The sequence below is a fragment of the Janthinobacterium darwini genome (assembly GCF_051380905.1).
GTDB lineage: Bacteria > Pseudomonadota > Gammaproteobacteria > Burkholderiales > Burkholderiaceae_D > Janthinobacterium.
In genome coordinates this window covers 216,756-236,878 of record NZ_JBNYXX010000006.1, presented here as the reverse complement: position 1 = coordinate 236,878, position 20,123 = coordinate 216,756, and the positions used below count along the sequence as shown (strand labels likewise).

Sequence of the window (20,123 nt, the reverse complement as noted above, 5' to 3'; positions counted from 1 at the left end):
GTCTGTTCTTAAATGCCGGCAGGGCTGCGCGTATGCCAGTCCGTCACTTGCTGGAACTGGTGGGCCACGTTCAGCAGCTTGGCTTCGCCAAAATAATTGCCGATGATTTGCAGGCCAACGGGGCGCTTGGCGTTTTTCTCGCCGGTGCCGAAACCGCAAGGGATCGACATGCCGGGCAGGCCGGCCAGGCTGGTCGACAGGGTGTAGATGTCGGCCAGGTAGTTCGCCACCGGGTCATCCGTCTTGTCGCCCAGGTCCCAGGCGACAGTTGGCGCGACCGGTCCCATGATGACGTCACAGACGGCGTTCTGACCATTTAATACGGCATCGAAATCCTGCGCGATCAGGCGGCGGATCTTTTGCGCCTTCAGGTAGTAGGCGTCGTAGTAGCCGTGGCACAGCACATAGGTACCGACCATGATGCGGCGCTGCACTTCCGGGCCGAAGCCCTGTGCGCGCGATTTCTTGTACATGTCCTGCAAGTCCTTGTACTCGGCGGCGCGGTGGCCGTAGCGCACGCCGTCGTAGCGCGACAGGTTCGACGACGCTTCAGCCGGGGCGATCATGTAGTAGGCGGGAATCGACAGGGCCGTGTTCGGCAGCGAGATGTCGACCAGGGTGGCACCCAGTTTTTCATACTGCGCCAGTGCGCCGCGCACGGCCGCTTCCACGTCCTTGGCCAGGCCCTCGCCGAAGTACTCGCGCGGCACGCCGATGCGCAAGCCCGTCAACGGCTGGCCCAGTTCACGCGAAAAATCTTCCGCCACGCCGCCTTGTTCCGGGGAGAGGCTGGTCGAGTCGCGCTCGTCGAAGCCGGCCATGGCGGTGAGCAGCAGGGCGCAGTCTTCGGCCGAGCGAGCCATCGGGCCACCCTGGTCCAGCGACGAGGCAAAGGCGATCATGCCGAAGCGCGACACGCGGCCATAGGTTGGCTTGATGCCGGTGATGCCGCAGAAGGCGGCAGGCTGGCGGATCGAGCCGCCAGTGTCGGTGCCGGTGGCCGCTGGTGTCAGGCCTGCAGCAACGGCGGCGGCCGAGCCGCCGGACGAGCCGCCCGGCACTGCTGTTGTATCCCAGGGATTCTTCACGGCGCCGAAGGCCGAGTTTTCGTTGCCGGAACCCATGGCGAATTCATCGCAATTGACCTTGCCCAGGGTGACCATGCCAGCCGCCAGGAATTTTTCCACCACGGTGGCGTCAAACGGGCTGGCGTAGTTGGCCAGCATTTTCGAGCCGGCCGTGGTGCGCCAGCCACGGGTCACGAACAGGTCCTTGTGCGCGATCGGCACGCCCGTCAATGGTGTGGCCGTGCCGGCGGCGATGCGCGCGTCGGCCTCTGCAGCTTGCGCCAGGGTCAAGGCACGGTCGACGTGCAGGAAGGCGTTCGAGTTGTCCGCTGCGATGCGGTCGAGGAAGTGCGTCGCCAGTGCAACGGCGGAAATTTCCTTGTTCTGCAAAAGCGTGGACAGCTGTTTGATGGATTTTGTATGCATGGCGTTTCTATTTTTATCTATTCGGCAAGGTTGTTTTTCGTGCACTGCGCCGTTCTAGCGCCTGACAGAAGCGTAGCGAGCGAAAGTGAGTTGTGGCCGAGAAGCGGAGCTGTGCTTTGGCACAGTGAGCATCGGAGGCCGCAAGTCGCGACGCGCAGTAGCTTATGTCAGGTGCCAGTTATTCGATCACTTTCGGCACCAAATACAGGCCGTCCTGGACTTTCGGTGCCACTGCCTGGTAGGCGTCGCGGTGATTTGCTTCGGTGGCGATGTCCTCGCGCAGGCGCAGGGCGATATTGTCCATGTGGGCGGCCAGCGGGTGGCTCAGGGGGGCCACGCCATCGGTATTGACGGCTTGCATTTGTTCCGCCAGTGCAAAAATCTTGTTCAATTGGGCCAGCGACGTGACGGCCTGATCGTCGGCCATTTCAAGTTGTGCCAGGTGGGCGATGCGTTTTACGTCGGATAGTGTCAGGGACATGGCGAATGGCGCGGAGTGCCGCGCATGAGTATTAAGTTGGCGTTTTGTTAAAACGCGGGTATATGCTGCTTTTTTGCTCACAAAAGCCGAGGAATGCCGCGTAACTCGCGGCTGCAAGAGTCGCACTTTTCCATGGTTTTTGAGCAAATCGCATTCAAATTATAAGGTAGAATGGCGGGTTAATGCGTTGCCGGCGCTGATGGACTGCTGCCGCAGCATAGAAAAGATTGCGCAAGCGCCAAGCGAAACCCGGGAAAATCGCCTTCATGGATTTTCAGGGTGCCTGAAAGCGCCCGCTTTGAAACTCCCCATAAACAGCTTTTGCGCAGCTCGATGCGCTACAGGACACTCATGTTTGGTTTTTTACGCAGGTATATCTCCACCGATCTGGCCATTGACTTGGGCACGGCCAACACCCTTATTTATGTGCGCGGCCTCGGTATCGTCCTGGACGAGCCATCCGTCGTCGCCATCCGCCAGGAAGGCGGTCCGAATGGCAAGAAGACCATTCAGGCAGTCGGCAAGGAAGCCAAGCAGATGCTGGGCAAGGTGCCGGGCAATATCGAAGCGATTCGTCCGATGAAAGATGGCGTGATCGCCGACTTCACCGTGACCGAACAGATGCTCAAGCAGTTCATCCGCATGGTGCACGACTCGAAATTCTTCCGTCCTTCGCCACGCATCATCATTTGCGTGCCGTGCGGTTCGACCCAGGTCGAGCGCCGCGCGATCCGCGAATCGGCCCTGGGCGCCGGGGCCTCGCAGGTATACCTGATCGAAGAACCGATGGCAGCGGCCATCGGCGCGGGCTTGCCCGTGTCCGAAGCGACCGGCTCGATGGTGGTCGACATCGGCGGCGGCACCACGGAAGTGGGCATCATCTCGCTGGGCGGCATGGTCTACAAGGGTTCCGTGCGCGTGGGCGGCGACAAGTTCGATGAAGCCATCGTCAACTACATCCGCCGCAACTACGGCATGCTGATCGGCGAACAAACGGCCGAAGCCATCAAGAAGGCCATCGGTTCGGCTTTCCCGGGTTCGGAAGTGAAGGAAATGGAAGTCAAGGGCCGCAACCTGTCCGAAGGCATCCCGCGCTCGTTCACCATTTCCAGCAACGAGATTCTCGAAGCGCTGACCGATCCGCTGAACAACATCGTCTCGGCCGTGAAGAACGCGCTGGAACAGACACCGCCGGAACTGGGCGCCGACATCGCCGAAAAAGGCATGATGCTGACGGGCGGCGGCGCACTGCTGCGCGACCTGGACCGCCTGCTGATGGAGGAAACCGGCCTGCCGGTGCTGGTGGCCGAGGACCCGCTCACCTGCGTGGTGCGTGGTTCCGGGATGGCCCTGGAGCGTATGGACAAGCTCGGCTCGATCTTCTCCTACGAATAATCTGACAGAAGGGCCGGAAACCAACTCCGGCCTTTTTTTGGTTTTGGCGCCGGCGTTCGACCGGGCCTTGCACGTTGGCGCACTGCGCCTGATTATTGGATGTCATGGAATACAGTCCTCCGCCACTTTTCAAACAAGGCGCCTCCGCCCGCGTCAAGATGATGGTGTTCGCCGGCATTTCTATCGCCCTGTTGCTGGTCGATTCGCGCATGCACGCCTTGACGGCCGTGCGCCAGGCAGTCGGCACCGTGCTGTATCCGGTGCAGATGGCAGCCCTGGTGCCGCGCGATGTGGCGCTTGGCGTCGGCAACTACTTTTCTTCGCTGTCTTCCCTGGAAAAACAGGTGCGCGACCTGAAGCACGAACAAATCGCTTCGGCGCAGATCATGCAGCAGGCGCAGCTCAATATCGTTGAAAACAACCATTTGCGCAAATTGATGGAGGCGCGCGAAAGAGTCCCCGTCAAGACCCTGATGGCTGAAGTGCTGTATGACACGCGCGATTCTGCCACGCGCAAGATCGTGCTGGACAGGGGCATCCAGAATGGCGTCGAACTGGGCCGCCCCGTGATCGACAACCTGGGCGTGGTGGGACAAGTCACGCGCGTGTTCCCGTTCACCTCGGAAGTGACCTTGCTGACCGATGAAGAACAAGCCATTCCCGTGCAGCTGCTGCGCAATGGCGTGCGCAGCGTGGCCATCGGTCGCGGCAAGTCCGGCACCATGGAGCTGCGTTTTACAGCGCCCACCGCCGATATCCAGATCGGTGACATCGTCATTACCTCTGGCCTCGACGGCCTGTACCCGGCCGGCCTGGCAGTGGCGCGCGTGACACTGGTCGAGCGCAACGCGCATGGCCCGTTTGGCCGCGTCGTGTGCCAGCCGCTGGCCGGCATCGAACGCAACACCCAACTGCTTATCTTGATGACGTCGCCCGAGATGCCCGCCCGCCCGCCGACCGAAGAAGTCAAGACGGGCCGCAAGATCGCCGGCAAGATGGCGCCGATCAAGGACCCTGTCAAGGAGGCTGCCGCCGGCGGGGCGGCGGCAGCGCCGGCCACCGCACCGGCCACACCGGCCGCGAAGCCATCCGCTGGCCCGGTTCCGAAACCGGCGGCGCCGGCCGCTGCCACAACACCTGCTGCCGTGCCACCGAAGGAAGCGACACGATGAACCGCCCGCATTACATCCTGCTGCCGGTCAGCCCCCTGTTCATCGGATTTTCCCTGCTGTGCGCTTTTCTGCTGAACCTGCTGCCATGGGGGCAGTTTGTCGGCGTGCCCGATTTCGTCGCCCTGGTGCTGGTCTTCTGGGGTATCCACCAGCCGCGCAAGGTCGGCATCGGCGTGGCATTCTTCATGGGTTTGATGATGGACGTGCACGACTCGACCCTGCTGGGTGAGAATGCGCTGGCCTACACCTTGCTGTCTTATTTCGCCATCATGATGCACCGCCGCGTGCTGTGGTTCCCCATCCTGACGCAGGCGCTGCACGTGCTGCCGCTGCTGCTGCTGACGCAGGCGCTGCAATTGCTGACGCGCCTGATCGTCTCGGGCCGTTTCCCCGGATGGCTCAATTTCATCGAGAGCTTCGTCGCCGTGGCCCTGTGGCCCTTCGTCACGTGGATCTTGCTGGCGCCGCAGCGCCGCGCCGTGGACCGCGACCATAACCGGCCGATTTGACGGGCGCCTGCCATGACTGAACTTAAGAATACCGAGCGCGAACTGCATTTTTTCCGCATGCGCCTGACCATCCTGGGCGGGCTTGTCTTCGTCTGCTTTTCGCTGTTGCTGGCGCGCTTCATCTGGCTGCAGGTGATCAAGCACGAGGACTACGCGACCAAGGCCGAGGACAACCGCATCGCCGTGGTGCCCATCGTGCCCACGCGCGGCCTGATCCTCGATCGTAACGGCGTGGTATTGGCGCGCAATTACTCGGCCTATACGCTGGAAATCACGCCATCGAAATTGAGTGCCAGCCTCGATTCGGTGATCGACGAGCTGTCGACACTGGTGCAGATCGACATCAAGGACCGCCGCCGCTTCAAGAAGCTGCTGGAAGAGTCGAAGAACTTCGTCAGCGTGCCGCTGCGCACGCGCCTGACGGACGAGGAAGTGGCGCGCTTCACGGCGCAGCGCTTCCGCTTCCCCGGCGTCGAGGTGCAGGCGCGATTGTTCCGCCAGTATCCGATGGGCGAGGTGGCGTCGCACGTGGTGGGCTTCATCGGGCGCATCAACCGCAATGAAGCCAAGGCGCTGGAAGAGGGCGAGGACGCGGCCAACTACAACGGTACCGACCATATCGGCAAGGAAGGCCTGGAAAAAAGCTACGAAAAGCAGCTGCATGGCACCACCGGCTACGAAGAAGTGGAAGTGTCGGCTGGCGGGCGCGCCATGCGCACCCTGTCGCGCACGGCAGCGACGCCTGGTAACAACCTGATCCTGTCGATCGACATCGAACTGCAAAAAGTGGTCGAGGAAGCGTTTGGGGAATGGCGTGGCGCAGCCGTGGCGATCGACCCGGCCACGGGCGACATCCTGGCTTACGTCTCCAAGCCCGGCTACGACCCCAACTTGTTCGTCGACGGCATCGACCAGCAAAGCTGGAATGAACTCAATACCTCTCTGGACCGGCCGATGGTGAACCGTCCCCTGTCCGGCACCTACGCGCCCGGCTCGACCTTCAAGCCCTTCATGGCGCTGGCCGCACTCGAATTGGGCAAGCGCACGCCGAGCCAGTCGATTTCCGATCCCGGTTTCTTCATCCTCGGTGGCCACACCTTCCGCGACGACAAGGTGGGCGGCCATGGCACGGTGGACATGCACAAGTCCATCGTTGTCTCCTGCAACACCTATTACTATCAGCTGGGCCGCGACATGGGCATCGATGCCATCCACGACTTCATGAAGCCGTTCGGTTTCGGCCAGTTGACGGGCATCGACCTGAATAATGAAAAGACGGGCGTGCTGCCGTCGACGGAATGGAAGCGCAACCGCTTCAAGACGCCACAGCAGAAAAAATGGGTGGGCGGCGACACGATTTCGGTGAGTAACGGCTCCGGCTATAATTCCTACACGCCGCTGCAGATCGCCCACGCGACAGCCAACCTGGCCAATAACGGCGTGGTGATGAAGCCGCATCTGGTGAAGATCATCGAAGACGCCGCCACGCGCGCGCGTACCCTGACGGTACCGAAGGAAAGCTACCGCATCGCGCTCAAGCAGGAAAACATCGACACCATCAAGCGCGCCATGGTGGGCGTGACCAGCGAGCAGGGCGGCACGGCCGCGCGCATCTTCGCCGGCGTGCAGTACACGGTGGGCGGCAAGACGGGTACGGCGCAGGTGGTAGGCATCAAGAAAAACGAGAAGTACAATGCCAAGCTGCTGGCCGAACGCCTGCGCGACAACGCCTTGTTTACGGCCTTCGCGCCGGCCGACAAGCCGCGCATCGCGATTGCCATCGTGGTGGAAAATGCGGGCTTCGGCGCCGGCGTGGCTGCGCCGATCGCGCGCAAGGCACTCGACTACTACCTGCTGGGCAAGCGCCCGAGCGACAAGGAAAGGGACACTACCAAGGTGCCCAAGGAAGATGTCGACGAAGTGCGTACCCTGGAAGAAATCACTGACGAGCAGGCTGCCCCGGCGCCGCCTGCCAGGCAATAAAGGAAGCACATGCCCATTAACGAGAGGCGCTCGCTGTGGCGGCGCGCCAAACCCTATCTGGCGGTGTTCGATCCACCGCTGATGATCATCATCCTGATGTTGCTCAGCACCAGTCTGCTGACCCTGTATTCGGCCAGCATCGGCATCCCCGGCAAGATCGAGGACCACCTGCGCAACATCCTGCTGTGCTTTTTCGTCATGTGGGTGGCGGCCAACGTCACGCCGCAGATGATGATGCGCATCGCCGTGCCGGCGTACACGGTATCGGTGATATTGCTGGTGGCCGTGGCGCTGTTCGGCACCATCAAGCTGGGTGCGCGGCGCTGGCTGCATATCGGCGTGATCGACATCCAGCCCTCGGAATTCCTGAAGATCGCCACGCCCCTGATGCTGGCCTGGTTCTTCCAGCACAATGCGGGCGCCCTGCGCTGGAAATCGTTCCTGATGGCGGCCGTGCTGTTGCTGGTGCCCGTCTACCTGATCGCGCGCCAGCCTGACCTGGGCACTGCATTGCTGGTGGTGGCGGCCGGCTTTACCGTCATCTTCCTGGCCGGCCTGTCGTGGAAAGTGCTGGCCGGCTTGCTGATCACCTTTGTTTCCTGCCTGCCGATCGCCTGGTCGCATCTGCATGATTACCAGCGTGACCGCGTGATGATGCTGATCGATCCGACCAAGGACCCGCTGGGCAAGGGCTTCCATATCATCCAGTCCATCATTGCCATCGGCTCCGGCGGCATGACGGGCAAGGGCTGGACGCACGGCACGCAGGCCCACCTGGAATTTGTCCCGGAGCGCACGACCGACTTTATCTTCGCCGTGTATTCGGAGGAGTTTGGCCTGGTGGGTAATCTGATTCTGATGCTGATGTATTTGCTGCTGGTGGGACGGGGCATGATGATTGCCGCCAACGCCCCCAGTTTTTTCACTCGCCTGCTGGCAGGAGCGATAACAATGATTTTCTTTACGTATGCGTTTGTAAACATGGGCATGGTCAGCGGCATCGTGCCGGTGGTCGGCGTTCCCCTTCCTTTCCTCAGCTATGGCGGCACCGCGCTGCTGACCCTGGGCGTGGCCACCGGTATCTTGATGAGCATCCAGCGTCATCGCAAGCTGGTGCAGACCTGATGCGCGCGCCTTTCGACACTCTCGCCATGCGCGGACTGAGCCTGGCGGTCTTGCTGACCCTCGCCGCCTGCGGCACCACGCCGCACAAACCGGCATCGAATAACGTGCCGCTGCCGTCAGGCGGCAAGGTCAAGTCCCCCGTGCGCCAGGACCCTACCTTGCCGGCGCTGCCGGCGGCCGGCTCCGGACGCGGCGGCTACTACAAGGACGATGGTCCGGGCGACAATCCGCCTGCCAACCTGCGCGACGTGCCCGACGCGGAAGTACGCAACGAGCCGTATTCGACGCGTTCGAACCGTCCCTACGTCGTGTTTGGCAAGACGTACACGCCGATCACCGACAACGAACCGTTCAAGCAGAAGGGCACGGGGACCTGGTATGGCAAGAAATTCCATGGCCAGCGCACCTCCTCGGGTGAAATCTACGATATGTACAAGATGACGGCGGCCCATCCCACCTTGCCGATTCCGTCGTATGCGCGCGTGACGAGCATCGACAGCGGCGAACAGGTGATCGTGCGTATCAATGACCGTGGCCCCTTCCACGCCACGCGCGTGATCGACGTATCCTACACGGCGGCGCTGAAACTGGGCTTCCTGGGCAAGGGCAGCCACCAGGTGGTCGTCGAACGCTTGCTGCCGGCCGATATCGACGCCATCCTGGCTGCCAGAGCGGCGCCCAAGCCGGTGCCTTCCGTGGTGGCCATCTCCATCGACACGCCGGTGGAAACGGGCGCCGTGGTGCAGCCGGAAGTGTCGTCGCAGATGTTGCCCGTCGATGCGACGGTGGCCATGCCTGCCCCGGCGGCGCTGGCCAGCGGCTTTTATTTGCAGCTGGGCGCTTACTCGCGCGCCGACAATGCGGAAACGGGGCGTACGCGCCTGGCGCCATACGCGGCGGCCCTGGGTACGCTTGGGGTGGTGCAGACCGGTAACCTGTTCCGCCTGTACGGCGGACCGTTCTCCAGCCGTGCCGAGGCGGCACGCGCGGCGGCTAATTTACCGGAATCGACTGGTATCAAGCCTATCGTTATTCAAAGGTAGTTATTTGCAATTACGCAATTCCTGCTCCGGGAATTGCGCTTTGATTTTCTCCAGCCGCGCGCGCGTGGCGGCGTCGAGGTCGCGGAATTGGTAGGCCATCTGCTTGCTGGCGCTGTAGCGCGGCGCGATGCGGGCGCTGTGCACGCCCTGCTTGTTGAGCGATGCCAACTGGCTTTGCGCGCTGTTTTCCGACTTGAATACGCCCAAGGAAATGCCCCAGCGCAGCGGGCTGCTGTCGTTCATGATGAAGTAATTCGTCACGCCCAGCTGCTTCAATTCGCCTGCCTTGCGGTCCGCGCCTTCCTTGCTGCCCTGCGGCGGGATGTACACCATGTAGCTGGAAATCTCCTGGCCGGCCACGTTGCGGCGCGACTGCCGGTCGCCCAGATCCAGCGCTGCCACTTGCGCTTCGAAGCGGCGTCCGTCGGCCAGCAGGAAATTGCCCACCTTCGTACAGGCATACGTAGGCTGCGGCGCCGGCACTGCGGGCGTCGCCGCCGCCTCGGCGGCTGGCGGCGCGGCTGCCGCCGTGGCCTGCTCCTGCGTGAGCAAGGTTAGCTTGGTCACCTGCAGCTGGTTTTTCAGACGCGCCGGTTCGCGCGTCTCGCTGCGAAAACTGCCTAGATAACCCTGGCCGATGGCCAAGACCAGCAGGTTGACGCCGGCCAGCAGCCAGAAGACGAATTTCAGCATACGTGGTTTCCTTGTGTTCCTGCCGCGCCGGCGCGCGCGGCTGCCTGCAGGCCGATCATGACGATATTGTCCACCAGATTCAGCGGTACCGGCAGTGCCAGGGCCGGTGCGATACGCGGCGCGGCGCCGCCTGACAATACACAGGTGCTGGCGCCGTGCATGCGCACGGCCCGTTCAATGGCGCCCGCCTGGGCCGCCAGGCAACCACTCAAAATCGCGTCGTCCGTGTTGTCGGCAAAGCCGGCCGGCAGCATGGTGTCGCTGGCGATTTGCGGCAGCTGTGCCGTATTGCGTGCCAGCGAACTGGCCATCAATCCCAGCCCGGGCAAGATCATCCCGCCGAGGAAAACGCCGTCGGCGGTGATGGCGTCGATGGTGGTGGCAGTACCGCAATTGGCGACGATGACGGCCTGGTCAGGCGTCAGCGCCCGTGCGCCGATGGCGGCGGCAAAACGGTCGCAGCCCAGTTGCGAAGGCGCGCGGTAGGCGTTCGTCAGTCCGGCCAGCTGCGGCAGCGAGGCGAAGTCGCGGGGCACCACCGGCAGCATGGCGCGCAGGCGCGTGCCGATGACGCTGCCTGCCACGTTCGACAGCAGCACCTCATTGATGGCGAGTGTCTCCCACTGCGTAGCCAGCGTATCGATCTGCGCATGCGTGACGGCGCCGCTGGCCAGCCAGCCGCCGAGGGGGCTATCGGCGGCCACGAGTGCCCATTTGATGCGCGTATTGCCGGCGTCTATCAGCAGTAGCATGCGCTTACTCCCCGGCCAGGCGCAAGGACACATCGCCGGACATGATTTCCTGCAAGCCGCCGTCGGTACGCAGCAGCAGGCGGCCCAGCTGGTCCACGCCGGCGGCCACGCCTTGCTGCATCAGCTGGCCGTTGTCGAGGATTTTCACGTGCTGGCCCTGCCAGGCATGCAGCAGGTTCCAGCGTTCGGCAAAGGGCGCGAAGCCCGTGTCGTCGAATTCGGCCAGCACGCCAGCGAGGCGGCTGAGCAGGGCTGCCACCAAGGTATTGCGCTCCATCTGCGCCAGCCAGGGCACGGCCGAGGCGCTGCGGCCGATCTGCCGCTCCAGCGCATCGGGCATCAACAAATTGATGCCGCAGCCGATGACGGCCCACACGCCGCCATCCGCTACCTGCTGCGTCTCGACCAGGATGCCGGCCAGTTTATGGCCATCCCTGAGCATGTCGTTCGGCCACTTCAGTTGTACCGGCACGCCCAAGGAAGTCATGCTTTCGGCCAGCGCCACGCCGACGGCCAGTGGCAGGCCGACCAGTTGATGCAGCGGCCCCTTGAAGCGCCAGGCCAGCGAGAACATCAGGCTGGCGTCCGGCTGCGACACCCACGGCCGTCCGGCGCGTCCGCGTCCGGCCGTCTGCTGGCCGGCGATGCGCAATGTCGGCCCGCCCAGGGTGGCGCAGCGCGCCAGCAGGTCGGCGTTGGTCGATCCCGTTTCGTCGACCACTTCGATGGCCACGTGGGAAGCGCCCGTGGCGCAATGGGCGGCGATGGCCGCGCTGTTCAGGTCTGAGTGCTTCGTCATGGGGATCGTAGAGTTTTACTGGCTGTCGCCGGAGGGCTTGTTGCGCGCCTTGTGCGGCGCATTCGCGAAGGCCCGGTCGTACACGGCATTGGGCAGCGCGCGCAGCAGCTTGGCGACGACGCCCATCTGCCACGGGATCACGCGGTAGCTGTCGCCGTCGGCGATGGCGCGCGCGGCGCGCACGGCGAATTTTTCGGCCGGCATCAGGAAGGGCATGCGGTAGGCGTTATGGCGCGTCATCGGCGTGTCGATGTAGCCGGGCGTGATGGTGACGACCCTGATGCCGGCGGGCTTGAGTTCCAGGCGCAGCGATTCGCAGTAGCTGATCACGGCCGCCTTCGAGGCGCTGTAGGCTTCGGCGCCGGGCAGGCCGCGGATGCCGGCCACGCTGCCGATGCCCACCAGGCGCCCGCTGCCCTGGGTTTTCATGGCGGCGATGAAGGGCGCGAAGGTGGCAACGGTGGCCGTGACGTTGATGGCCATCAGGCGCGCGAAGGCGTCGAGGTCTTCCGCGTGTTCAGTCAGGGTGCCGAACGATACGCCGGCGCTGGCGATGACGACGTCGATACGGCCAGCGTAGCCGATGAAGTCCTGCGCCGCGCTTTTCAGGGCGGCGTGGTCGCACACATCGACGGCGTAGGCGCGGTGGCGTTCAGGGTGGGGCAGGGAGGCGATCAGTTGCTGCAGGGTGTCGCCGCGGCGGGCCAGCAGGCCCAATTTGGCGCCCTGGCGTGCGTACTGCAGCGCCAGGGCGGCGCCCAGTCCGCTCGACGCGCCCGTGATGAAAACGCTGTGCATCAGGCGATGCCCGGGCGCGCCAGGGAAGTGGCCATGCTTATTTCTTTTCCGCTTTGGCTTTCGCAACCAGCACGTCCATCACGCTGAGCGCCTGGGCGTTCAGCTGCTCTTCGTTCTTGGCCGACTTGCTGCCCTGGTCGGCCTGCGATGGCGAAGTGATGTAGCGGCCATCGATGGCGATCATGGGCCAGAACGTCACGTTATAGCCCTGCATCATGGCGTCCGCACGGCGCACGCGGGCCGAGATCCCCATCGAACGGTAGGTGTCGATGAATTTCTGGCGGTCCACGCCCTGCTTGGCGACGAAGTCGAATACGGCGTCATCGGTGTTGAGGCGGTTGCGCTCCACGTGCATGGCGTGGAAGACGCTGGTGTGCAGCTTGTCGAGCAGGCCCATGGCTTGCAGGGTGAAGAACAAACGCTGCTGCGGCGCCACGCTGTCATCGCGCGACACGTGCACGCGCTTGAAGACGATGTTGTCGCCTTGTTTCTTGACCCAGGCCGCCAGTTGTGGTTCAAGCACGTTGCAATGCGGGCAGTAATAGGCGAAGAATTCAGTCACTTCGATTTTCTTGCCCGATTCCGTTGCCTGCGGCGTGGCCAGAGTTTCGTATTCGACGCCATTCTTCGGCTCGGCCGGCGAGGCCGATGCGCCCATGGCGGCCGTGCACAGGGCGGCGGCGAACAGGATTTTCTTCAGAAAACGCATGCTGGTTCCTTATTTTTGGTTGCGGACGACGGCGACATCGATGCCGTTTTCAGACAGTTTGGTGCGCGCGCGGTTCATCGATTCGAGCTGGTTGAACGGCCCGATGCGCACGCGGTGCAGCACGCCGGCATCGGTGCTGCGGTCACTGATGGCCGCTTCGAAGCCAAGCAGCGCCAGTTTGCCGCGCGTGCTTTCGGCGTCCGACATGTCATGGAATGCGCCGGCCTGCAGATAATAAATCCATTTGTCGCTGGCTGCATCGGCCTTGGCTTCGGTTTTCACGTCGGCCTTGGCTTGCGCTGCCGGCGCTGCCGCTGGCGTTTTCGGTGCCGGCTTGTCCTTCAGGGTGCCGATCAATTCCTGCAACGCGTCCGGCGGCGGTGCCTTCGGCTGCTGCGCGGTGCTTGGCGAGGGCGCTGGCGCGACTGGCTGCGTTGGCGTGACGATCTCGCGTGGCTCCTTGGAGAAGTCGCGCGCCGCTTCCTTGGCCGCTTCCTTGTTGCCGTACATCGGCTTGTTCGGGTCGGCGATCTGGCCGGCCGTCGGTTCGGCCGATTTGCCGGCCTTGCCCGACTTGTCGGTGAAGGGCGAGGCGCCCTTGGTGATCACCAGGGCGACCACCACGGCGATGCCCAGACCGATGACCAGGCCGATGATGATGCCGACCAGGGTATTGCCCTGCTGGCGCCGGGTCGAAGAGAAGCGGGAAGCGTGGGGAGAAGCGTGACTCATTGACGGTTTGACCTTCGCGATTACATTTTGTTTGGCGCGGACACGCCGATCAGTGCCAGGCCGTTGCGCAGCACCTGGCGCGCGGCGATGACGAGGGCCAGGCGGGCCATCTTGACGGCTTCGTCCTCGACCAGCACTTTTTCGGCGAAGTAGAAGCTGTGCAGGTTGGCAGCCAGGTCACGCAGGTAGAAAGCGACTTGATGCGGCCCCAGTTCCGCTTGCGCGCGCGCCAGCATTTCCGGATAGGCAGCCAGGGTTGCCAGCAGGGTCGCTTCGGTCGGTGCCGTCAGAGGAGACAAGTCAACGCCGGCGACCGTGCTTGCATCGCCGCCCCAGTTTTCCAGGATGCGGCAGATGCGCGCATGCGCGTACTGCACGTAATACACCGGGTTTTCATCGGTGGTTTTCAGCGCCACGTCGACGTCGAAGACGAATTCCGTGTCGGCCTTGCGTGAGATCAGGAAGAAGCGCACCGCGTCGCGGCCCTTGGCGATGTCGCCGCCGCCCGACCATTCGATCAGGTCGCGCACGGTCACGTAGGAGCCGGCGCGCTTCGAAATCTTGACTTCTTCGCCGTCTTTCATGACGGTGACCATCTTGTGCAGCACGTAGTCGGGGTAACCTTGCGGGATGCCCATGTCGACCGCCTGCAAGCCGGCGCGCACGCGCGCGATGGTGCCGTGGTGGTCGCTGCCCTGGATATTGATGGCCTGTACGAAGCCGCGCTGCCATTTCACCAGGTGATATGCCACGTCCGGCACGAAATACGTGTAGGTGCCATCCGTCTTGCGCATGACGCGGTCCTTGTCGTCGCCGAAGTCGGTGGTGCGCAGCCACAGCGCGCCATCCTGCTCGTAGGTGTGGCCCGCCTTGATCAGCATTTCCACGGCGCTATTGACCTTGCCGTCCGCGTACAGCGACGATTCCAGGTAGTAATTGTCGAACTTCACGCCAAACGCCTGCAAGTCGATATCCTGCTCGTTGCGCAGGTAGGTGACGGCGAATGGGCGGATCGAATCGATGTCGTCGATGTTGCCATTGGCCGTGGCAGGCAAGCCATCGCTGGCCGAGACGGTCTTGCCGGCCTTGAAATCGTTGGCGATATCGGCGATGTAGTCGCCGTTGTAGGCCGACTCGGGCCATTCGGCGTCGCCCGGCTTGAAGCCGCGCGCGCGCGCCTGGACGGAATTGGCCAGGGTCTGGATCTGCACGCCCGCGTCGTTATAGTAGAACTCGCGCGTCACTTGGTAGCCTTGCGCGTCAAACAGCGAGGACAGGGCGTCGCCCAGGGCCGCCTGGCGGCCGTGGCCCACGTGCAGCGGGCCGGTCGGGTTGGCCGAGACGAATTCCAGGATGACCTGCTTGCCGGTGCCTGCCGTGCTGCGGCCATAGCTGTCACCTTCACCCAGGATGGTCTTCACCACGGCCTGCTTGGCGGCGGCGGAGACGCGCACGTTGATGAAGCCGGGACCGGCGATTTCCACTGCCTCGATCAAGCCCTGGCCAGCCGGATTGGCCAGCACGGCCGTGACGATGGTTTGCGCCAGTTCTCGGGGATTCTGTTTCAGCTGCTTGGCCAGTTGCATGGCGATGTTGCAGGCGACGTCGCCATGCGATGCGTCGCGTGGTCGCTCGAGCACCACGGATGGCTCAAGCGAAGTGCCGGCCAGGACGGGAGCGAGGGCGGCCTGGAACAGGGCGATGATTTCTTGTTTCTGTTGGGCGAGCATGAGCAGGATGGCGGTGGAACCGCGTTAAGAATGAATAGAATGAATCGAAAAGCAAAACGGACGGCCAGTACCCAAGCCGCCCAGACTGCGTCAATTATACTGGTTTGCCGGCGGGAACAATACGCTTGCCGGCAAGGTCCCCGTGCCGGCGCATTTCACGATATTATCAGGAGTACATGCCCATGTTGGTGCATGAAAACATCAGCATGGCGCATTCTGCTTGTATATATGCAGTTTTTTGCCCCAAATTGCCAATATCGCTGCAATCGCTTGGGCCAGAGAGCGCCACAAACGCTACAATCGACCCTTTATTGATGACGCGCGGCCGCGTATTTGCTTCCATGCCGCCAGCCGCGCGCAGCCACACCGGATAATTATGAACAAGCGCCCCACGCTGAAATTGAAAACCAAGCCGGCGCCAGGCCAGGCTCCTGCCCCTGCCGCACCGAAATTGCGTCCCAGCTACCATCCCGACCTGAAACCGGTCTTGCAGCCAGGCTTCCAACCCGATTTGCGCGCCGACTCGCTGGCGTTTTGCCTGCTGGGCGCCGCCAATGCCGTGGCGCAGGTGCGCACGGGCACGGCCCTGCCGCAAGCGCTGGCCAAGGTGTTTACGCAATCGAACGCCAGCCCGCAGGCGCGCGGCGCCATCCAGGATATTTCCTACCGCACCATGCGCCAGCTGGGCCGCAGCGAAACCCTGGTCGGCCTGATGACGTCGAAGGCGCCCGAGCCGCCGATGCTTGCGGCGCTGCTGTGCTGCGCGCTGTCGCTGATGTCCGCCGAGCCTGGCGAGCAGCCCTACGAAGAGTTTACCGTTGTCGACCAGGCTGTCACGGTGGCCACCTCGCATCCTGACCTGGCGCATGCCAAGGGCATGGTGAACGCCGTATTGCGCCGTTTCTTGCGCGAGCGCAAGTCCTTGCTGGAAGCGGCCCTGCAGCAGCCTTTGGCGCAATGGAATTATCCGCAATGGTGGATCGATTCGCTGCGCCTGGCCTATCCCCGCGACTGGCAAGCCATTTTGACAGCCGGCAATGCCGTGCCGCCATTGACCTTGCGCGTGAATCGCCGCAAGAGCACGGTTGTAGCGTATCTGGCCGTGCTGGCAGAGGCGGGCATCGCCGCGCGCCAGGTGGGGCCGTTTGCCGTGCGCCTGGACAAGCCCATCGGCGTGGCGCTGATCCCCGGCTTCGAGCAGGGAGTCGTCTCCGTGCAGGATGCCGGCGCGCAACTGGCGGCCCCGCTGCTGGACTTGCAAGATGGAATGCGCGTGCTCGATGCCTGTGCGGCGCCCGGCGGCAAGACGTGCCACATCCTGGAACTGGCCGATGTGCAAGTCACCGCCATCGACGCGGACGCCAAGCGCCTGCCGCGCATCGCGGAAAACCTCGAGCGCCTGGGCCTGGATGCCACCTTGAAGGCGCAGGACGCGCAATCGAGCGCGTGGTGGGACGGCCAGCAGTACGACCGCATCCTGGCCGACGTGCCTTGCACGGCTTCGGGCATCGTGCGTCGCCATCCGGACATTCGCTGGTTGCGCCGCAAGGGCGATGCGTTCCAACTTGCAACACTTTCCTCCAAAATTCTGGACAACCTGTGGCAGATGCTGCGTCCCGATGGTAAATTGCTATTCGTGACATGTTCATTGTGGCCGCAGGAGTCCGAGGCACAGGCGGCGGCATTTGCGGTGCGCAATAATGCGACCCGATTGACAGCGCCTGGCCAGCTGTTGCCGACTGGCAGCGCGGAGCAGGACCATGACGGTTTGTTCTATGCTCTATTCCAAAAAAATGCGGCTTGAACGATTCGTCGAACCTTTTCTTACGGACACCACCGGCACACTTGTGACAACACGACTCTTCCGACTCCTGACCCTGCTGCTGATGCTGGCATGTACCATGCCACGCGCGCATGCTGGCGATATGGTCGAGATTACCCGTGCCTACATCGAGTCGAGTGAAGAGGGCTACAAGCTGGCCGCCACCTACTCCTTTGATCTCAATCACGACCTCGATGATGCCGTGCAGCATGGCGTGCCGCTGTTTTTCACGACAGAAATCGAACTGACCCGGCCCCGCTGGTACTGGTTCGATGAAAAGGCCATCGTGGCGCGCCAGACCAGCCGGCTGTCGTACAACGTGCTCACGCGCCAGTATCATGTGTCGGGCGGTGGCTTGCAGCAAAGTTTCCCCACGCTCGACGATGCGCTGTTCCTGATTCGGCGCCCCAGCCGCTGGCTGGTGGCGCCGCGCGGTGCGCTGAAAGTGGGGCAGACGTATAACGTCACCTTGCGCATGGGCATGGACCGTGACTACCTGCCCAAGCCGATACAGGTCAATGCCTTCAATAACAGCGACTGGCGCCTGGCTTCGAATAAGAAAACCTTTTTGTATACGGCGGAGTAGTGAGTCAAGCATTGCGCTATCTGCTGGTGGTAGGCGGCGGCATTGTCAGTATTTTGCTGTTCCTGCTGGCGTCGGCTTCCGACAATTCCGGCTTTTTCGACCGTTATTACACCTGGCTGCTGGGCCTGAATGCGGCCGTGGCAGTGTCGCTGCTGGCGCTGGTGGGCATTTCCCTGGGCCGCCTGTACGTGCGCTACAAGAGCGGCAAGTTCGGCTCCAAGCTGATGACACGCCTGGTGATGCTGTTCGCCGCCGTCGGCATCCTGCCGGGGCTGGTGATTTTTCTTGTCTCTGTGCAATTCGTCTCCCACTCCATCGAGTCCTGGTTCAACGTCAAGATCGAAGCGGCGCTGGAGTCGGGGATTGAGCTGGGCCGTGCCGGCCTCGATGCGGCGCTGGTCGAGCTGGACCACCGGGGCCACAAGGCGGTCGAAGAACTGGGCGCCGACCCGGTGGCTGGTCCGGCGGTGCTGACGAGCCTGTTACGCGAAGAAGGCATGCAAAATGTCATGATCGTCAGCGGCGACGGCGTGCTGCTGGCCAGCGCCGGGCCGCACAGCGCGGCCGACTTGCCCACGCCGGCCATGCTGGTGCAGGCCGCCTTGCCGGCCGGTTATGCCTCCGCCGAAGGGGGGCTGGAGTTGCACGATGATGGCACGGAGTCGGGCGGAGGCGGTTTTCGCGCGGGTACGTCGGCATCGCTGGAAACGGCGGCGAGCCTGCGTTTGCGCGTGCTGGTGGCCGTGCCGGGCCCTTCCGTCTCTCCCCGCTACCTGCAACTGCTGCAGGCGGTACCGCCCAAGCTGGCGACGAATGGAGAGGTGCTGCGCGCCGCCTACAGCGAATACAAGGAACGTTTCGTCGCGCGCGTGGGCTTGCGCAAGATGTACATGGAAATCCTCACCTTGACCTTGCTGCTGGCCATCTTTGGCGCCATCGGCAGCGCTTTTCTGATCGCGGGTAACCTGGCCCAGCCGCTGCTACTGCTGGCCGAAGGCACGCGCGCCGTGGCCGAGGGTGACCTGTCGCCGCGCCCCATCGTCGCCACCAAGGATGAACTGGGCACCCTGACGCAGTCGTTCAACATCATGACGCGCCAGCTGCTCGACGCGCGCACGGCCGTGGAAAGCAACCGCGCCGCGCTGCAAAACGCCAAGGCCCACCTGGAATCGGTGCTGGCGAACATGTCGGCCGGCGTGATGGTGCTCGACGGCGATTTCAAATTAGTGACGTGCAACGAATCGGTCGAGCGCATCTTGCAGCATTCGGGCATGAGCATGGTAGGCCAGCCGCTGGCACATATTGCTGGAATGGAAGAGTTTGGCGGTGCCATCATCAGCGCCTTCACGGCGCAAAGCGCGCAATCGGCGTCGGGCCGCAACCAGCAGCGCCTGCACTGGCAGCGCCAGATCGAGATTCCGCGCCGCCTGGGCAGTAGTGCCGACGAGCATGACATCACCTTGCTGGCGCGCGGTTCGCGCCTGCCGCTGGAGTCCGGCAGCGGCTACATCGTCGTCTTCGATGATATTTCCGATGTCATTTCCGCGCAGCGCTCGATCGCCTGGGGCGAGGTGGCGCGCCGCCTGGCGCATGAAATCAAGAATCCGCTCACGCCCATCCAGCTGTCGGCCGAGCGCCTGCAGATGAAGCTCGAAGGCAAGCTTGAGCAGCCTGATGCAGATTTGCTCAGCCGCGCCACCACCACCATCGTCAAGCAGGTCGATGCTATGAAGCGCATGGTCGATGACTTCCGCGACTATGCGCGCACGCCGCCGGCCGTGCTCACGCCTTTGCGCCTGAACGAACTGATCGAAGAAATCCTGAACCTGTACCTGCGCGGTGATGATGGCGACATCATCCACCCGCAGCTGGCGCAGAATCTGCCGATGGTGATGGGCGATCCGACCCAGTTGCGCCAGGTGATCCATAACTTGCTGCAGAACGCGCAGGACGCCATGGCCGACTTGCCGCCGGACTCGCCGCATCCGCGGATTGACGTAAGGACGGAAGCAATTCATTATCGCAGTGCGGACGGCGGCGTGAATATCGCCGTGCGGCTGGCCATCACCGACAATGGCCCTGGTTTCGCGCCAAAAATCCTGGCGCGTGCCTTCGAACCCTATGTGACGTCGAAGGCGCGCGGTACGGGATTGGGCCTGGCGATGGTAAAGAAAATTATCGATGAACATGGCGGACGCATCGATATCGAGAACCGGGTCGACGGCAATGGCGCTTCGGTGGTCATTTTGCTGTTAAAGTTAGCTCCCGACACTCCTGCCCAGGAATTCCTGGCGTGAGGGT

General features: G+C 63.0%; 18 protein-coding genes. 9 read left to right on the top strand and 9 right to left on the bottom strand.

Translation table 11 applies throughout. The annotated features are described in order from the left end of the window. Positions 1 to 8 precede the first annotated feature (8 nt). Together gatA and gatC are read right to left on the bottom strand one after the other, a co-directional pair. Complete coding sequence (gatA, locus tag ACQ4WZ_RS25580) at positions 9 to 1,493, bottom strand: Asp-tRNA(Asn)/Glu-tRNA(Gln) amidotransferase subunit GatA (RefSeq protein ID WP_436574794.1); 1,485 nt, start codon at positions 1,491 to 1,493, stop codon at positions 9 to 11. Between the two features lie 178 nt (positions 1,494 to 1,671). Continuing rightward, a complete protein-coding gene (gene gatC, locus ACQ4WZ_RS25575; protein WP_101483781.1) occupies positions 1,672 to 1,974 on the bottom strand; it encodes an Asp-tRNA(Asn)/Glu-tRNA(Gln) amidotransferase subunit GatC in 303 nt (100 codons plus the stop codon). 351 nt (positions 1,975 to 2,325) lie between these two features. Here gatC and ACQ4WZ_RS25570 point away from each other — a divergent pair, with 351 nt between their 5' ends. The 6 genes from ACQ4WZ_RS25570 (at position 2,326) to ACQ4WZ_RS25545 (ending at position 9,201) form a co-directional block, all read left to right on the top strand. Then, positions 2,326 to 3,369, top strand: a complete 1,044-nt coding sequence (locus tag ACQ4WZ_RS25570; protein ID WP_010393186.1) for a rod shape-determining protein — start codon at positions 2,326 to 2,328, stop codon at positions 3,367 to 3,369. A gap of 104 nt (positions 3,370 to 3,473) precedes the next feature. Beyond that, positions 3,474 to 4,541 (top strand): rod shape-determining protein MreC, encoded by a 1,068-nt coding sequence (mreC, locus tag ACQ4WZ_RS25565; RefSeq protein WP_436574793.1) that lies wholly within the window; start codon positions 3,474 to 3,476, stop codon positions 4,539 to 4,541. After that, positions 4,538 to 5,050, top strand: coding sequence for a rod shape-determining protein MreD (gene mreD, locus ACQ4WZ_RS25560; RefSeq protein ID WP_035824494.1), 513 nt, complete (start codon positions 4,538 to 4,540; stop codon positions 5,048 to 5,050). The genes mreC and mreD overlap by 4 nt, the downstream gene beginning before the upstream one ends. 12 nt (positions 5,051 to 5,062) lie before the next feature. Beyond that, positions 5,063 to 7,033 (top strand): penicillin-binding protein 2, encoded by a 1,971-nt coding sequence (gene mrdA, locus ACQ4WZ_RS25555; RefSeq protein ID WP_133988697.1) that lies wholly within the window; start codon positions 5,063 to 5,065, stop codon positions 7,031 to 7,033. A gap of 9 nt (positions 7,034 to 7,042) precedes the next feature. Beyond that, entirely contained in the window at positions 7,043 to 8,158 is a 1,116-nt protein-coding gene (gene rodA / locus ACQ4WZ_RS25550) for a rod shape-determining protein RodA (protein WP_101483784.1), read from the top strand. Next, positions 8,158 to 9,201 carry a septal ring lytic transglycosylase RlpA family protein gene (locus ACQ4WZ_RS25545; protein WP_101483785.1) on the top strand — a complete coding sequence of 348 codons (1,044 nt, stop codon included), beginning with the start codon at positions 8,158 to 8,160 and terminating at the stop codon, positions 9,199 to 9,201. Before rodA ends, ACQ4WZ_RS25545 begins: the two co-directional genes overlap by 1 nt. On the opposite strand, the gene ACQ4WZ_RS25540 is transcribed toward ACQ4WZ_RS25545, so the two are convergent. Genes ACQ4WZ_RS25540 through argS form a run of 7 tightly spaced genes read right to left on the bottom strand, consistent with a single transcriptional unit; the run spans position 9,202 to position 15,414 of the window. Continuing rightward, the gene (locus tag ACQ4WZ_RS25540; RefSeq protein WP_436574792.1) at positions 9,202 to 9,894 is read right to left on the bottom strand and encodes an SPOR domain-containing protein; all 693 of its coding nucleotides are present in this window, start codon (positions 9,892 to 9,894) and stop codon (positions 9,202 to 9,204) included. It lies immediately after the preceding gene. Next, positions 9,888 to 10,646 (bottom strand): type III pantothenate kinase, encoded by a 759-nt coding sequence (locus ACQ4WZ_RS25535; protein ID WP_436574791.1) that lies wholly within the window; start codon positions 10,644 to 10,646, stop codon positions 9,888 to 9,890. The genes ACQ4WZ_RS25540 and ACQ4WZ_RS25535 overlap by 7 nt, the downstream gene beginning before the upstream one ends. Before the next feature lie 4 nt (positions 10,647 to 10,650). After that, positions 10,651 to 11,445, bottom strand: a complete 795-nt coding sequence (locus tag ACQ4WZ_RS25530) for a biotin--[acetyl-CoA-carboxylase] ligase (protein WP_436574790.1) — start codon at positions 11,443 to 11,445, stop codon at positions 10,651 to 10,653. A gap of 15 nt (positions 11,446 to 11,460) precedes the next feature. Further along, positions 11,461 to 12,243: an SDR family oxidoreductase gene (locus ACQ4WZ_RS25525; protein WP_101483789.1), complete on the bottom strand. Its 783-nt coding sequence runs from the start codon at positions 12,241 to 12,243 to the stop codon at positions 11,461 to 11,463. 37 nt (positions 12,244 to 12,280) lie between these two features. After that, positions 12,281 to 12,952, bottom strand: a complete 672-nt coding sequence (locus tag ACQ4WZ_RS25520; protein WP_101483790.1) for a thiol:disulfide interchange protein DsbA/DsbL — start codon at positions 12,950 to 12,952, stop codon at positions 12,281 to 12,283. A 9-nt stretch (positions 12,953 to 12,961) separates the two neighbouring features. Further along, positions 12,962 to 13,684, bottom strand: coding sequence for an SPOR domain-containing protein (locus ACQ4WZ_RS25515; protein ID WP_133988692.1), 723 nt, complete (start codon positions 13,682 to 13,684; stop codon positions 12,962 to 12,964). A 20-nt stretch (positions 13,685 to 13,704) separates the two neighbouring features. Next, on the bottom strand, positions 13,705 to 15,414 hold the full coding sequence (argS, locus tag ACQ4WZ_RS25510) for an arginine--tRNA ligase (RefSeq protein ID WP_133988691.1): 1,710 nt from the start codon (positions 15,412 to 15,414) through the stop codon (positions 13,705 to 13,707). A gap of 376 nt (positions 15,415 to 15,790) precedes the next feature. On the opposite strand from argS, the gene rsmB reads away from it, so the two are divergent. From rsmB to ACQ4WZ_RS25495, 3 genes are read left to right on the top strand one after another with little or no spacing between them, the layout of a single operon-like run. After that, a complete protein-coding gene (rsmB, locus tag ACQ4WZ_RS25505) occupies positions 15,791 to 17,218 on the top strand; it encodes a 16S rRNA (cytosine(967)-C(5))-methyltransferase RsmB (protein WP_101483794.1) in 1,428 nt (475 codons plus the stop codon). A 43-nt stretch (positions 17,219 to 17,261) separates the two neighbouring features. Next, a complete protein-coding gene (locus ACQ4WZ_RS25500; protein ID WP_243857861.1) occupies positions 17,262 to 17,822 on the top strand; it encodes a DUF4390 domain-containing protein in 561 nt (186 codons plus the stop codon). Then, positions 17,822 to 20,119, top strand: a complete 2,298-nt coding sequence (locus ACQ4WZ_RS25495) for a sensor histidine kinase (RefSeq protein WP_101483796.1) — start codon at positions 17,822 to 17,824, stop codon at positions 20,117 to 20,119. The genes ACQ4WZ_RS25500 and ACQ4WZ_RS25495 overlap by 1 nt, the downstream gene beginning before the upstream one ends. Positions 20,120 to 20,123 lie beyond the last annotated feature (4 nt).

Coding starts and splice junctions, on each gene's coding strand:
- mrdA (WP_133988697.1), top strand. CDS start 5,063: ATGACTGAACTTAAGAATACCGAGCGCGAACTGCATTTTTTCCGCATG.
- rodA (WP_101483784.1), top strand. CDS start 7,043: ATGCCCATTAACGAGAGGCGCTCGCTGTGGCGGCGCGCCAAACCCTAT.
- ACQ4WZ_RS25525 (WP_101483789.1), bottom strand. CDS start 12,243: ATGCACAGCGTTTTCATCACGGGCGCGTCGAGCGGACTGGGCGCCGCC.
- ACQ4WZ_RS25570 (WP_010393186.1), top strand. CDS start 2,326: ATGTTTGGTTTTTTACGCAGGTATATCTCCACCGATCTGGCCATTGAC.
- ACQ4WZ_RS25545 (WP_101483785.1), top strand. CDS start 8,158: ATGCGCGCGCCTTTCGACACTCTCGCCATGCGCGGACTGAGCCTGGCG.
- ACQ4WZ_RS25520 (WP_101483790.1), bottom strand. CDS start 12,952: ATGCGTTTTCTGAAGAAAATCCTGTTCGCCGCCGCCCTGTGCACGGCC.
- gatC (WP_101483781.1), bottom strand. CDS start 1,974: ATGTCCCTGACACTATCCGACGTAAAACGCATCGCCCACCTGGCACAA.
- ACQ4WZ_RS25515 (WP_133988692.1), bottom strand. CDS start 13,684: ATGAGTCACGCTTCTCCCCACGCTTCCCGCTTCTCTTCGACCCGGCGC.
- ACQ4WZ_RS25540 (WP_436574792.1), bottom strand. CDS start 9,894: ATGCTGAAATTCGTCTTCTGGCTGCTGGCCGGCGTCAACCTGCTGGTC.
- ACQ4WZ_RS25535 (WP_436574791.1), bottom strand. CDS start 10,646: ATGCTACTGCTGATAGACGCCGGCAATACGCGCATCAAATGGGCACTC.
- argS (WP_133988691.1), bottom strand. CDS start 15,414: ATGCTCGCCCAACAGAAACAAGAAATCATCGCCCTGTTCCAGGCCGCC.
- ACQ4WZ_RS25530 (WP_436574790.1), bottom strand. CDS start 11,445: ATGACGAAGCACTCAGACCTGAACAGCGCGGCCATCGCCGCCCATTGC.
- gatA (WP_436574794.1), bottom strand. CDS start 1,493: ATGCATACAAAATCCATCAAACAGCTGTCCACGCTTTTGCAGAACAAG.
- mreD (WP_035824494.1), top strand. CDS start 4,538: ATGAACCGCCCGCATTACATCCTGCTGCCGGTCAGCCCCCTGTTCATC.
- rsmB (WP_101483794.1), top strand. CDS start 15,791: ATGAACAAGCGCCCCACGCTGAAATTGAAAACCAAGCCGGCGCCAGGC.
- mreC (WP_436574793.1), top strand. CDS start 3,474: ATGGAATACAGTCCTCCGCCACTTTTCAAACAAGGCGCCTCCGCCCGC.